General features: G+C 70.0%; 13 protein-coding genes. 6 read left to right on the top strand and 7 right to left on the bottom strand.

The features are described from left to right. Positions 1–1,606: LGFP repeat-containing protein (locus tag A5705_RS10855; RefSeq protein WP_082956412.1), on the top strand; the 1,606-nt coding region annotated here is incomplete at its 5' end. 21 nt (positions 1,607–1,627) lie between these two features. Here A5705_RS10855 and lexA read toward each other — a convergent pair. Then, positions 1,628–2,317, bottom strand: a complete 690-nt coding sequence (lexA, locus tag A5705_RS10850; protein ID WP_068277382.1) for a transcriptional repressor LexA — start codon at positions 2,315–2,317, stop codon at positions 1,628–1,630. A 292-nt stretch (positions 2,318–2,609) separates the two neighbouring features. On the opposite strand from lexA, the gene A5705_RS10845 reads away from it, so the two are divergent. The 3 genes from A5705_RS10845 to A5705_RS10835 all read left to right on the top strand — a co-directional run bounded on the left by A5705_RS10845 (position 2,610) and on the right by A5705_RS10835 (position 4,192). Then, on the top strand, positions 2,610–3,107 hold the full coding sequence (locus A5705_RS10845) for a LysM peptidoglycan-binding domain-containing protein (protein WP_067882535.1): 498 nt from the start codon (positions 2,610–2,612) through the stop codon (positions 3,105–3,107). 101 nt (positions 3,108–3,208) lie between these two features. Beyond that, positions 3,209–3,688 carry a transcriptional regulator NrdR gene (gene nrdR / locus A5705_RS10840; protein ID WP_067882533.1) on the top strand — a complete coding sequence of 160 codons (480 nt, stop codon included), beginning with the start codon at positions 3,209–3,211 and terminating at the stop codon, positions 3,686–3,688. A 9-nt stretch (positions 3,689–3,697) separates the two neighbouring features. Next, the gene (locus A5705_RS10835) at positions 3,698–4,192 is read left to right on the top strand and encodes a peroxynitrite isomerase (protein WP_067882531.1); all 495 of its coding nucleotides are present in this window, start codon (positions 3,698–3,700) and stop codon (positions 4,190–4,192) included. A 5-nt stretch (positions 4,193–4,197) separates the two neighbouring features. On the opposite strand, the gene A5705_RS10830 is transcribed toward A5705_RS10835, so the two are convergent. Genes A5705_RS10830 through A5705_RS10820 form a run of 3 tightly spaced genes read right to left on the bottom strand, consistent with a single transcriptional unit; the run spans position 4,198 to position 6,968 of the window. Further along, a complete protein-coding gene (locus A5705_RS10830) occupies positions 4,198–4,884 on the bottom strand; it encodes a PhzF family phenazine biosynthesis protein (protein ID WP_067882529.1) in 687 nt (228 codons plus the stop codon). Positions 4,885–4,917: 33 nt separating this feature from the next. After that, positions 4,918–5,949, bottom strand: a complete 1,032-nt coding sequence (locus A5705_RS10825; RefSeq protein WP_067882667.1) for an alpha/beta fold hydrolase — start codon at positions 5,947–5,949, stop codon at positions 4,918–4,920. A 47-nt stretch (positions 5,950–5,996) separates the two neighbouring features. Next, complete coding sequence (locus tag A5705_RS10820) at positions 5,997–6,968, bottom strand: proteasome assembly chaperone family protein (RefSeq protein WP_067882527.1); 972 nt, start codon at positions 6,966–6,968, stop codon at positions 5,997–5,999. Between the two features lie 141 nt (positions 6,969–7,109). Between A5705_RS10820 and A5705_RS10815 the strand changes: the two genes are divergently transcribed. Next, positions 7,110–7,934, top strand: coding sequence for a serine protease (locus A5705_RS10815; protein ID WP_369803368.1), 825 nt, complete (start codon positions 7,110–7,112; stop codon positions 7,932–7,934). Positions 7,935–7,947: 13 nt separating this feature from the next. Here A5705_RS10815 and sthA read toward each other — a convergent pair whose 3' ends face one another. Then, positions 7,948–9,354 carry a Si-specific NAD(P)(+) transhydrogenase gene (gene sthA, locus A5705_RS10810; RefSeq protein ID WP_156738486.1) on the bottom strand — a complete coding sequence of 469 codons (1,407 nt, stop codon included), beginning with the start codon at positions 9,352–9,354 and terminating at the stop codon, positions 7,948–7,950. A 113-nt stretch (positions 9,355–9,467) separates the two neighbouring features. On the opposite strand from sthA, the gene A5705_RS10805 reads away from it, so the two are divergent. Then, positions 9,468–10,523 (top strand): DUF4192 domain-containing protein, encoded by a 1,056-nt coding sequence (locus A5705_RS10805; RefSeq protein ID WP_067882521.1) that lies wholly within the window; start codon positions 9,468–9,470, stop codon positions 10,521–10,523. Positions 10,524–10,581: 58 nt separating this feature from the next. Here the strand turns inward: A5705_RS10805 and A5705_RS10800 are convergent, their stop codons facing one another. Continuing rightward, positions 10,582–11,277 (bottom strand): metal-dependent transcriptional regulator, encoded by a 696-nt coding sequence (locus A5705_RS10800; RefSeq protein ID WP_067882518.1) that lies wholly within the window; start codon positions 11,275–11,277, stop codon positions 10,582–10,584. Between the two features lie 135 nt (positions 11,278–11,412). Further along, the gene (sigB, locus tag A5705_RS10795; RefSeq protein ID WP_067882516.1) at positions 11,413–12,372 is read right to left on the bottom strand and encodes a sigma-70 family RNA polymerase sigma factor SigB; all 960 of its coding nucleotides are present in this window, start codon (positions 12,370–12,372) and stop codon (positions 11,413–11,415) included. Positions 12,373–12,420: the final 48 nt, after the last annotated feature.

Genomic DNA, 12,420 nt, shown 5'->3' with positions numbered 1-12,420 from the left:
ACCCTGCCTACCCCCGCCCCCCCCCCCGCCGCGGCCATCAACATGGCCGGGCCTGCAGGTCGCGATCGACCCCGCCGCGGCCATCAACATGGCCTGGCGGGCGGCCGGGGGCGCCCCCGGCCCGCTGGGCGCCAAGCAGGGCGGCAACTACCCGATCGGCGGCGACGGGATCGCCCAGAACTTCGCCGGCGGCAAGGTGTTCTTCAACCCGGCCACCGGTGCGAACGCCCTCGAGAGCGACATCCTCGCCAAGTACGAGTCGCTGGGCGGGCCGGCCGGCAGCGACCTCGGTTACCCCACCGCCAACGAGTCCGACGGCGGCATCGGCCCCTCCAGCCGCGTCGCCACCTTCGCGGCGGCCGACAAGCCGGTGATCTTCTGGACCCCCGATCACGGCGCGTTCGTGGTGCGGGGCGCGATGAAGGCCGCGTGGGACAAGCTCCGCGGCCCCAACGGCAAGCTCGGTGCCCCGGTCGGCGATCAGGCCGTCGACGGCGACGTGGTTTCGCAGCAGTTCACCGGCGGCAAGATCTCGTGGAACCGCGCGAAGAACTCGTTCAGCACCGACCCGTCGAACCTGGCTCCCTTGCTGTCCGGCCTGCAGGTCTCGGGGCAGAACCAGCCGAGCACCGCGGCGATGCCCTCGCACGGCAAGAAGTTCGCCTGGCGCTGGTGGTGGGTGGCGGCCGCCGTCGGGGTGCTGCTGCTGATCGCCCTGTTGGCGCTGACGGCGGTGGGAATGCGCCGGCGCCGCGCCCGCCGCGGCCCCGTCACCGCCGCCTACGAACCCGAGCGCGACGTCCATGCCGGTTACGAGGGCCCGCTTGACGGGCACTGGGAGCGCGAAGACGCCGACCTCGCGACCGACCATTTCCCGGTCGGAGACGTCGCGGCGGCCGAAGGCCAGCCGCACGCCGACGCCGAATCCGCGGGGCGGGTCAGCTGGAGCCGAGCGGCCGGTGGGTACGGCGAAGGCGAATCCGACCACGGCGCAACCGAATTCGAGGATGCAGTCGCCGAAGACGAGAATCCCGACGCGGTGGACACGGATTCCATACCCATCGTCTCGGCGGCGGCACTGTCGGAGGTGGGCTATCCCGACGTGCCCGTGCAGGACCGCCGCGAGGAGGCCGGCTACGAGGGCGCCGACCATGAGGAGGCGGGCTACGAAGAGGCCGGCTACGAGGAGGCCGGTTACGAAGAGGCCGGTTACGAGGAGGCCGGCTACGAGGGGACGGGCCACGAGGAGGTGGGCCATGAGGGGGCCGCCGCCGAGGAGGCCGGGCCGTCCCGCACGGTCGTTCCCGAGGCGGCGGCCGTGGCCGCCGCGGAATCCCGCGTCGGTCGGCACGCTGCCGCGGATGACGAGGAGCCGTCGGAGGTGGCCTCAGCGGCCGGCGGGGCGTCGGCACCCGGTCGGCGCCCGACGATCCGCCTGCCGCTGGACGACCCGTACCAGGTGCCCGACGGCTATCCGATCAAGGCCAGCGCGAGCTTCGGCCTGTACTACACGCCCGGCAGCCCCCTCTATCACGACACCCTGGCCGAATTGTGGCTGTCCAGCGAAGAAGTCGCGCAAGCCAACGGCTTCCACAAGGCCGACTGAGTCAGGGCCGGCCGAGCGCGGCTAGATCTTGCGGATCACCGTGACGACTTTGCCGAGCACGGTGGCGTCGTTGCCCGGGATCGGGTCGAACGCCGGGTTGTGCGGCATCAGCCACACCTGACAGCCCGCGCGCTTGAACGTCTTGACCGTGGCCTCGCCGTCGATCATGGCGGCCACGATGTCCCCGTTGTCCGCGACGTGCTGCTGGCGCACCACGACCCAGTCGCCGTCGCAGATCGCGGCCTCGACCATCGAATCGCCCACCACCTTGAGCAAGAACAGCGTGCCCTCGCCGACCAACTCGCGGGGCAGCGGGAAAACATCCTCGACGGCCTCTTCGGCGAGTATCGGCCCACCGGCGGCGATGCGCCCCAGCACGGGGACGTAGCTGGGCTCGGGCAGGGCGTCCGAGCCCGCGACGTCGGTGACCGGCGCCGCGTCGGTGGCGTCCTCGGCGCCCCGGACGTCCACGGCCCGCGGCCGGTTCGGGTCGCGGCGCAGGTATCCCTTGCGCTCCAGCGTGCGCAGTTGGTGCGCCACCGAGGACGTCGAGGTCAGTCCGACGGCATCGCCGATCTCCCGGATGCTCGGCGGGTAGCCGCGGCTGGTGACCGACGCGCGGATGACGTTGAGAATGGTTCGCTGCCGTTCGGTCAGCGAGGAATCTGCGGGGGGCGAGCTGCTTGATGGGGTGTCGTTGCTGTCGCTCATGCACCGAATGTAGCCGCACCGGGGCGAAGAATCAAACATGTGTTCGACTCGCGTGTCGTGCTGCGGCGGCGGCCCGCCGAAACACCCCCGGAGCGGCCGAATAACAAAGGTGTAACTCTTCGATCGATCGGGTATCTCAACGCCATGTCAGAGGTCGCGCCCCGAAAGTTGTCGGTGGGGTGCTCTAGCGTTTTGCTCGTCCGACACGCTTCGCTCAAATGTTCGGTTATCGAACACACGAGCGACTATAGTCGAACACACGAGCGAGAATGAGTTGACCGGAGGAACGCAGATGACCATCATCCACACAGTCGCGCCGCGTACGTCCGGCGTCCGGCGCCCGGTCAACGGGCCGGCGCAGGGTCTCCGCCACGGCCGGGACGGCCTTGCGCGTTTTCACCGGCCCGGCCCGGCCAGGCCGGCGGGTGCGGCGCCGCGCTACCACGGCACCGGTGTGGCGATGTCGGTTGCCCCGCACCGGACGCGTCGGCCCGTCACGCTGGCGACGACGGTGGGGCTGGCGCTGGTCGCCGCGGCCATCACCCTGTGGCTGGGCCTGGTCGCCAACATCGGGCAGGCGGTCAACGGCGATTCCGCGGGAGCGACCGCCGCGGTCCCCGATCGGCTGGCCGTCGTGCGGGTCGAGCCCGGGGAGTCCCTGCAGGATGTCGCGCACCGGGTGGCGCCCGACGCGCCGGCCCGCCAGGTCGCCGAGCGGATCCGCGAACTCAACGACCTCAACTCACCCTCGCTGGCCGCGGGCCAGACGTTGATCGCGCCGGTCGGCTGACCCGGCGAATCGGCGAAAGGTGTCCGTCCCAAGCCGGGGAGCGCACGGGTACGCTCGGGGTGTTCTGCGACCCCGGATGTGAGCACGGCGAAGGAGCGGTCATGCACTGTCCGTTCTGCCGTCATCCCGACTCCCGGGTGATCGACTCGCGGGAGACCGACGAGGGCCAGGCCATCAGGCGCCGCCGGTCCTGCCCCGAGTGCGGGCGACGTTTCACCACCGTCGAAACCGCGGTGCTGGCCGTGGTCAAACGCAGCGGCGTCACCGAGCCCTTCAGCCGGGAAAAGGTCATCAGCGGGGTCCGTCGGGCATGTCAGGGCCGCCAGGTCGACGACGACGCGCTGAATCTGCTTGCCCAGCAGGTGGAAGACACCGTGCGCGCCGCGGGGTCGCCGGAGGTGCCCAGCCACGAGGTCGGCCTGGCCATCCTGGGCCCGTTGCGCGATCTGGACGAGGTGGCGTACCTGCGGTTCGCGTCGGTGTACCGGTCGTTCTCGTCCGCGGAGGATTTCGAGCGCGAGATCGAGGCGCTGCGCGCGCACCGCAAACTGTCGACGGATCCGGAGCCGGCCGCTCGCTAGGCTGTCGTTATGCCGCCCGATCTGCACCCCGATCTGGAGGCGCTGGCGCCGTTGTTGGGGACCTGGGCCGGTCGGGGCTCGGGCAAGTACCCGACGATCCAGCCCTTCGACTATTTCGAGGAAGTCGTGTTCTCCCATGTGGGCAAGCCGTTTCTGGCTTATTCGCAAAAGACCAAGGCGGTCACCGACGGCAAGCCGCTGCACGCCGAGACGGGATATCTGCGGGCGCCGCGGCCGGGCGAGGTCGAGCTGGTGCTGGCCCACCCGAGCGGCATCACCGAAATCGAGGTGGGCACCTATTCGGTGACCGGCGACCGCATCGACGTCGAGCTGTCGACGGGTTCCGGCGGGACAATCGGCCTGACCCCGACCGCCAAAGAGGTTACGGCGCTTGGCCGGTCGCTGCGCATCGACGGCGACGAGCTGTCCTACAAGGTGCGCATGGGCGCGGTGGGGCAGCCCTTACAGGATCACCTCGACGCGGTGCTGCACCGCCGGGTCTGAGTCGCTCAGTCGACCTGCCGGACACCGTCGTTGACGACGCGCCCCGCCACGCCCACCCACCCCTCGGCGTTCCACGTGGTGTCGATGACCGACCCCTTGCCCTGCGTGATGTGCAGGTCGCGGCTGAGGTAGTCGGTGATCCGCATCGCCGCCGAGCCGGTCGCCTCGTCCTCCGGCACGCCGAGGTTTGCGAAAAACCCCCGCGCACGCACCGAGCCGGCCGGCCGATCGACCCAGGCCCACAGGTAGTGCGCGACGTCGACGGGAAAGTCGGCCGGGTCGGCGGCCAAAACGTCGTCGGCGGAACCGAATTCGTGAATGGCCAATTCCGGGGCCCACTCCGAGCGGGCGCTGATTCGCGTCAGTTCGCCCGGATAGCTCACCTGGACCAGGCCCGCCGGCACCTGCAGCGTTTTGATCGGCCGGCCGTTTTCGCGCAGCCACCACGCCGCGCCGACGGTCGGGTGACCGGCGAACGGAAGCTCCGTGCGGGGGGTGTAGATCCTCGCCTGCGCGGTGGTCGCGCCGGCGGCCGGGATATCGATGAAAACCGTTTCGCTGTAACCCAATCGGGTCGCCAGCCGCTGCCGGTCCGGGCCGCCGACCTGGCTCGCGTCGACCACGCCGAGCGGATTGCCGAAATTCCCCTCCGGATCGGTGAACACACGCACCACCGTCACATCGATACCCATGACCCGACTGTACGAGCCGGGTCAACGCAATTGTCAGGTGGCGCTGCGCTCGTCGGATCCCATGGCGTTCAACACGGCGACGCGGGTGTCGGCCGGGCCGGTGACGGTCTTCTCGCCGCCCCCGGTGCGCAGCAGGCCGCGCAGTGCGGCCTGGTCGTATTCGGCGGGGGCGGTGCTGTCGATGAAGCGCTGGACGATGTCGATGAAGCGGGCGGGGTCGTCGTGGAACGGGAAGTGGCCCGAGTTCTGAAAGATCTCCAGGCGGGAGCCGGGCATCGCGGCGTGTGCCATCCACGCGTGCCGGACCGGGACCACCACATCCTTTGTCCCCCAGACGATCTGCACCGGGATGGCCTCGGTCAGATAACATCGGTCCAGCATGGTGACGATCTGGCCCCGCCAGTCCACCACCGCGCGCAGGGTCCGGCTGAACGCCGCGGAGGCCGTCGGCTCCGGCAGGTCGTCGAGGATGCGCAGCACGTTGGGCAGGTCGCGGCCCAGGCCGGTCGACCCGATCGCCAGGCCCGCCAGCCGCCCCGCCAGCTGTACCGCGGGCAGCACCAGCGGCAGCCGCAGCAACGCCAGCGCCTCGCTGCCCATCGGCAGCGAGGCCAGCCGGAAGACGACGTTGACGTCCTTGGTGACGCCGCCCGCGGCGACGAGAATCAGCCGCTCGACAATGTGCGGGAACTGGTAGGCGAATTGCATGGCCACCCCGCCGCCCAGCGAATGGCCGATGATCGTCACCCGCTCGATGTCGAGCACGGACAGCAGGTCACGCATGCCGTTGGCGTACGCGGCCACCGAGTAGTCGGCGCGCGGTTTATCGGATTTGCCGTGGCCGAGCAGGTCGGGCGCGATGACCGTGAACCGCTGGGCGAGCTTGGCCTGTACGGCATTCCACGTGGTGGAGTTGTCGCCGATGCCGTGGATCAGCAGGATCGCCGGCCCCGAGCCGGCGATCCGGTAGGCCCGCTTGTAGCCGTGGATGGTGCGGAACTCGAGCGTGGGGGCCGTCACCTCGCGCACCGGGCGAAGGTTGCTCTTGCGCTTCCGCTCGGTCATCTCGCCAACCTTGGTGTCGGCCCGGGCTATGGGCGTTTTGAAGAGGCTCAAGTCTGGTCGTCGTCGTTCTTCTTCTCTGCCTGCTGGGCAAGGAATCGCTCGAACTCGGCACCAAGCTCGTCGCCGCTAGGCAGGTCCTCGTCGTTCGTTAGTAACGACCTGTTCTCCTGAGCGTCGATGAAGGCATCGTACTGTCGCTCGAGCGCGGCCACCACTTGAGCCACCTCGGCGCTGGCCTGGACCTGTTCGTCGATTTTGGCCCGGATCTCCTCGGCGGCCTCGGTCAGCGCCGACAGCGGCAGCTCGAGCGACCCGCTCTTGGCCACCTGCTCGAGCAGCGCCTGCGCGGCCGCGGGGTAGTCGGTCTGGGTGAGGTAGTGCGGGACGTGCACGGTGAAGCCGACGACCTCGTGACCGTGTTGGGCCATGCGGTATTCCAGCAGGTTGGACGCGCTGCCCGGCACCTGGATCTCCGAGATCCAGGGCTGGAAGTCGGAGATCAGCTCCTTATTGTTGGAATGCGCCGTCAGCGTGATCGGCCGGGTGTGCGGGACGGCCATCGGGACGGTGCCGAGGCCGATCGTTCGCCGTACGCCCAGGCGCTCGGCCAGCAGGCGCACCGCGGTGATGAACCGCTCCCACTTCAGGTCCGGCTCCATGCCGGCCAGCAACAGAAACGGGGTGCCGACGCTGTCGCGCAGCGCGTAGAGGCTCAGCTCCGGGTCGTCGTAGTGGGTGAAGTGATCGGTCTTGAAGGTCATCAACGGCCGCCGCGAGCGGTAATCCAGCAATTCGTCGATCGCGAACGACGCCACCAGCTCGGCGTCCAGCGCCGCCCGCAGGTGGGTGGCGGCCAGCCTGATCGCGTGACCCGCGTCGGAGAAGCCCTCCAGGGCGTGCACCAGAACGGGGCCCTGGCCGTCGGCCGTCGACAACTGGGGCGCCGGGAATTCCAGCTCGTACATGCCGGGCTGCCCGGGCTGATAGTCGTCGTCGTCCGCGCTGTGATGGCGAGCCATCGGGCTCCCTCCTCTCGGGAATCACTCCAGGGTGCCCTAACAAGTGTCCCCCGAATCGACGGGCACCCCAACTCCGGCGGCAACCTTTCCGGCGGGTTCGACGCTGCCCGCCACCCCATGGTCAGGCATGATGGACACCAAATGCGCATATCGACGGTGTTGCTGTGCTCGGGGGTCGGCCTGGTGACGTTTCTGACGTCGTGCACCAGGCCCGCCGACCATGCCGCGCGCCCCGTCGTCTCGGCCGACGTGGCCACCGCGCCGGTGCAGCGGCTCAGCCAGCCGCAGCAGCGGGCGGTCGCTCGTCCCGTCGACCCGGACCGGCGCGTCGGGGCGATCTTCATCAACGACGGCCCGCTGCACGTCTGCACGGGTGCCGTCCTGCATTCGGCGGGCGGAAACCTGGTGATGACCGCGGCGCACTGCCTGGCGGGGGCGGCCAAGATCACCTTCGTCCCGGGCTTCGTCGGTGACGCCGCGCCCGCTCCGGGCGACATGTGGAAGGCCGACGCGGTCTACCTCGACCCGCGCTGGACCGCGGGCAAGGACCCGCACGCGGACTACGCGATCGCGCGGGTGAGCAACGACACGGGCGGTTCGGTCGAGTCGCGCGTCGGCTTGGCGCTGACGCTGGGCACCGCGCCCCCGCCGGGCAGTCACGTCACCGTGCTGGGGTACGCGGCCGGGGTGGGCGGCTCGCCCATCGGCTGCCAGGCCATCACGTCGGTCAACGACAACGGGTTTCCCTCGCTGGTGTGCGAGGGGCTGGTGGACGGCACCAGCGGCGCGCCGTGGGTCAGCGGCACCACGCTGACCGGGGTGATCGGCGGATTCGAGCGCGGCGGGTGCGCGGCCAACGTCTCGTACTCGGCGCCGTTCGACGTCCAGACCGCGCAACTGCTGGCCCGCGCCGAGGCCGGCGGTCCCGGCGACCCGGTGCCCAACGACCTCGACGACAGCTGCTAGGGACAGTGCGCGCTCAGCGGCGGAACTGCGACAGCGCCCGCATCTTGTTCGTCACGTCCAGCGCGGCGACCTTGTAGGCCTCGGAGAAGGTCGGATAGTTGAACACCGCGTCCACCAGGTAGTCCACCGTGCCGCCGCAACCCATCACGGCCTGCCCGATGTGCACCATCTCGGTGGCGCTGGTGCCGAAGATGTGCACCCCGAGCAGCTTGCGATCCTCGGTGGACACCAGCAGCTTGAGCATCCCGTAGGAGTCGCCGGCGATCTGGCCGCGGGCCAGCTCCTTGTACCGCGCCACCCCCACCTCGTAGGGCACCGAGTTCTTCGTCAGCTCCACCTCGGTGGCCCCGACATAGGAGATCTCCGGGATCGAGTAGATGCCGATCGGCTGCAGGTCGGTGATGCCCTCGCACGCCTCCCCGAACGCGTGGTAGGCGGCCAGGCGGCCCTGCTCCATCGAGGTCGCGGCCAGCGCCGGGAAGCCGATCACGTCGCCGACGGCGTAGATGTGCTCCACCTTGGTCTGGAACTTCTCGTCCACCCAGATCCGCCCGCGGCCCTCCACCTCGAGGCCGGCGTTGTGCAGGTCGAGGTGATCGGTTTGCCCCTGGCGTCCCGCGGAGTACATGACCGTTTCGGCCGGGATCTGCTTGCCGCTGGCCAGGGTGGTGACGGTGCCGGCGGAGCCGACGTCGACGGCGGTCACCTCCTCGCCGAACCGGAACGTCACCGCCAGGTCGCGCAGGTGGAACTTCAGGGCCTCCACGACCTCGGGGTCGCAGAAGTCCAGCATGTCGTCCCGCTTTTCCACCACGGTCACCTTGGTGCCCAGCGCGGCGAACATGGAGGCGTACTCGATGCCGATCACCCCGGCGCCCACGACGACCATCGAGGCCGGCAGCGTCTTGAGATCGAGGATCCCGTCGGAGTCCAGCACGCGTTCCTCGTCGAACTCGACACCGGACGGCCGCGCCGGCCTGGTGCCGGTGGCGATGACGATGTATTCGCCGCTGACGGTGGTCATCTCGCGGCGGCCCGGGTCCTCGACGACGACGGTGTGCGGGTCGACGAAGCGGCCGTGCCCGACCAGCAGGTCGATCCGGTTGCGCATCAGCTGGTTGCGCACCACGTCGACTTCCTTGCCGATCACGTGCTGGGTCCGCGCCAGCAGGTCGCCCGGCGTGATCCTGTCCTTGACGCGGTAGCTGGCCCCGTACAGCTCGCGCTGGTTCATCCCGGTGAGGTAAAGCACCGCCTCCCGCAACGTCTTTGACGGGATGGTCCCCGTGTTGACGCACACGCCGCCGAGCATCCGGCCGCGTTCAATGATGGCGACGGACTTGCCCAACTTGGCCGAGGCGATGGCGGCCTTCTGGCCGCCCGGTCCCGAACCGATGACGACCATGTCGTACTCCTGCATCGAACCCATGGATAGACGATAAGGCCCACAGTCCAGACTTTCTCCACAGACGAGCCGCCCGCCCGCGGCGCGGGCGCACGGCCTGACGGTGCCGGGCGTCAGCGTTGGTGCCCATGACGACGCATCGAGCTGATTTCGAACTCAACCGCCCCGGCGCGCTGATCGCGGCGCTACCGGCCGTTCTCGGCTTCGTTCCGGAGAATTCACTGGTGTTGGTGTCGCTGGACGGCGGCGGCCTGGGATGCGTGATGCGGGTCGACCTGTCCGAGGACGTCGCCGACCGGGTGGGGCATCTCGCCGAGATCGCCGCCGCCGCCGAACCCGAGGCCGCGATCGCGGTGATCGTCGACGCCGACGGGGCGCACTGCCCGGGGTGCAACGACGAACACCGGCAGCTGTGCGCCGCGCTCGCAGAGGCGTTGGCGCAGCACGACATTCGGCTGTGGGCCGCGCATGTGGTGGACCGGGTCGAGCGGGGCGGCCGGTGGCATTGCGTGGACGGCTGCGGCGCCGGCGGCGCGATCGACGACCCCTCGGCGTCGCCGCTGGCCGCCGCGGCGGTGCTGGACGGCAGGCGGCTCTACCGACGGCGCGCCGAGCTGCAGGCCGTGATCGCGGTCGACGCGGCGCGCAGCGCCGGCTTGGCCGACGCGCTGCGGCGGCGGGCGGCCAAGCGGGAGGCGGCGCAGCGCGCCGATCCGGCGGGTTGCGCCCGCCGCGACGTGCGGCACGCGCTGGCCGCCGCCGCGCGCGTCGCGGGCGGCGAGACGCCGTCCGGCGCCGAGCTCGCGGCGCTGGGCTGCGCCCTGACCGACGTGCAGGTGCGCGACACCCTGTACGCGCTGGCGGTCGGTGAGCGCGCCGGCGACGCGGAGTCGCTGTGGGCGCTGCTGGCACGTTCGCTGCCCGCGCCGTGGCGGGTGGAGGCGCTGGTGTTGCTCGCGTTCAGCGCGTACGCCCGTGGGGACGGACCGCTCGCCGGCGTGTCGCTGGACGCCGCGCTGCGCTGCGACCCCGGCCATCGGATGGCCGGGATGCTGGACCAGGCGTTGCAGTCGGGTGTGCGGCCGGAGAGCATCCGGGAATTGGCGGTCACCGGCTATCGGCTGGCCAAGCGGCTGGGGGTGCGGTTGCCGCCGCGACGGGCGTTCGGCCGCCGGGCGGGTTAGTGGCGAGCGCGAGCGCGGCGCAGCCGGGCGAAGCGGATCGCCGCCGGGCCGGGGTAGCTCAGACCTTTTCGACCTTGACGGCGTGGGCCATCTCGTGCGGCAGGGTGACGTTCTCGTGGCCCGGAATCAGGATGGTGACCCCGCCCCCGCCCGGGCTGGTCTCGACGGTCACCCGCGCGTTGGGCACGACGCCGGCGTCCTTGAGGCGGGTGATCAGGTCGATGTCCCCCTGGACGTGTTCGGTGAGCTGCCGGACGACCACCGCGACCGGCGATCCGGCGGGCAGCTCCGTCAGGCGGACCAGGTTGGCCTCGTCGGAGCCGGAATCCGGGCCGACGCCGAGGTCCAACAGGCCGGGGATGGGGTTGCCGAACGGGGAGGTGGTGGGGTTGTTGAGCACCTTCACCAACCGGCGTTCGACATCCTCGCTCATCACGTGCTCCCACCGGCAGGCCTCGGCGTGCACCTCTTCCCACGGCACCCCGATCACGTCGACGAGCAGTCGCTCGGCCAGGCGGTGCTTGCGCATGACGGCGACGGCCAGCGCGCGGCCCTTGTCGGTGAGCTCCAGGTGGCGGTCGCCGGCGACGTGGACCAGCCCGTCGCGCTCCATCCGGGACACCGTCTGGCTGACGGTGGGACCGCTCTGCTCGAGACGTTCGGCGATCCGGGCGCGCAGCGGCGTCACGCCCTCTTCCTCGAGGTCGTAGATGGTTCGCAGGTACATCTCGGTGGTATCGACCAGCTCGTTCATCCAGCACCCTCCATTGACGCCGAGTCTACTTGGCAAGCTGCGCGAATGGGTGCAACGCCTCCCCGGCAAGCAGTATGCCCGCCGCGTGTGACGCAGCGGGCATACCGTCTTGCTACTTGCTTCTGGGCGCGGGCCTCAGCTCGCGTACGACCGCAGCCGATCGGCGCGCTCGCCGTTGCGGAGCTTGGACATCACGTCGCGCTCGATCTGGCGGACGCGCTCGCGGGACAGCCCGAACAGCTTGCCGATCTGGTCCAGCGTGCGCGGCTGCCCGTCGTCCAGGCCGAAGCGCAGCCGGATCACCTGGTGCTCGCGCTCGTCGAGAGTGGCCAGGACGCTGCGGATGTCGGTGTGCAGCAGCTCGGCGATCACCGCGTTCTCCGCGGACATGGCCTCGGCGTCCTCGATGAAGTCGCCCAGCGGGGCCTCTTCCTCGGAGCCGACGGGCATGTCCAGGCTCACCGGGTCGCGGCTGTGCTCGAGCAGGTCGTTGATCTTCTCGATCGGGATGCCGGACTCGGCGGCCAGCTCCTCGTCGGTGGCCTCACGTCCCAGGTTCTGGTGCATCTCGCGCTTGATCCGCGCCAGCTTGTTGACCTGCTCGACCAGGTGGACAGGCAGCCGGATCGTGCGGCTCTGATCGGCCATGCCGCGGGTGATGGCCTGACGGATCCACCACGTCGCGTACGTGGAGAACTTGAAACCCTTTGTGTAGTCGAACTTCTCCATCGCGCGGATCAGGCCGAGGTTGCCCTCCTGGATGAGGTCCAGCAGCGGCATGCCGCGGCCCGTGTAGCGCTTGGCCAGCGAAACCACCAGGCGCAGGTTCGCTTCCAGCAGGTGGCGGCGGGCGGCCTCGCCGTCGCGCACGACGGCCTCGAGATCGCGTTTGCGGTTCTCGCCGAGGCGCTTCCGGGTCTCCAGCAGGTGCTCGGCGTACAGGCCCGCCTCGATGCGCTTGGCCAGCTCGACTTCGCCTGCCGCGTTGAGCAGGGCGGTCTTACCGATGCCATTGAGGTATACGCGCACCAGGTCCGCTGCGGGGCTTTGAGCGTCCAGATCGCCGTCGATCCTGCTTGTGCCGGCATTCGCCATAGCGACCTCCCGTTCGGCTTTGTACTGTCATGTGGTTCAACGACGGAC

Source organism: Mycobacterium sp. E787 (assembly GCF_001668725.1).
Taxonomy (GTDB): domain Bacteria; phylum Actinomycetota; class Actinomycetes; order Mycobacteriales; family Mycobacteriaceae; genus Mycobacterium.
The sequence above is the reverse complement of the archived record's forward strand: the minus strand, read 5'-3'. Positions and strand labels throughout refer to the sequence as shown.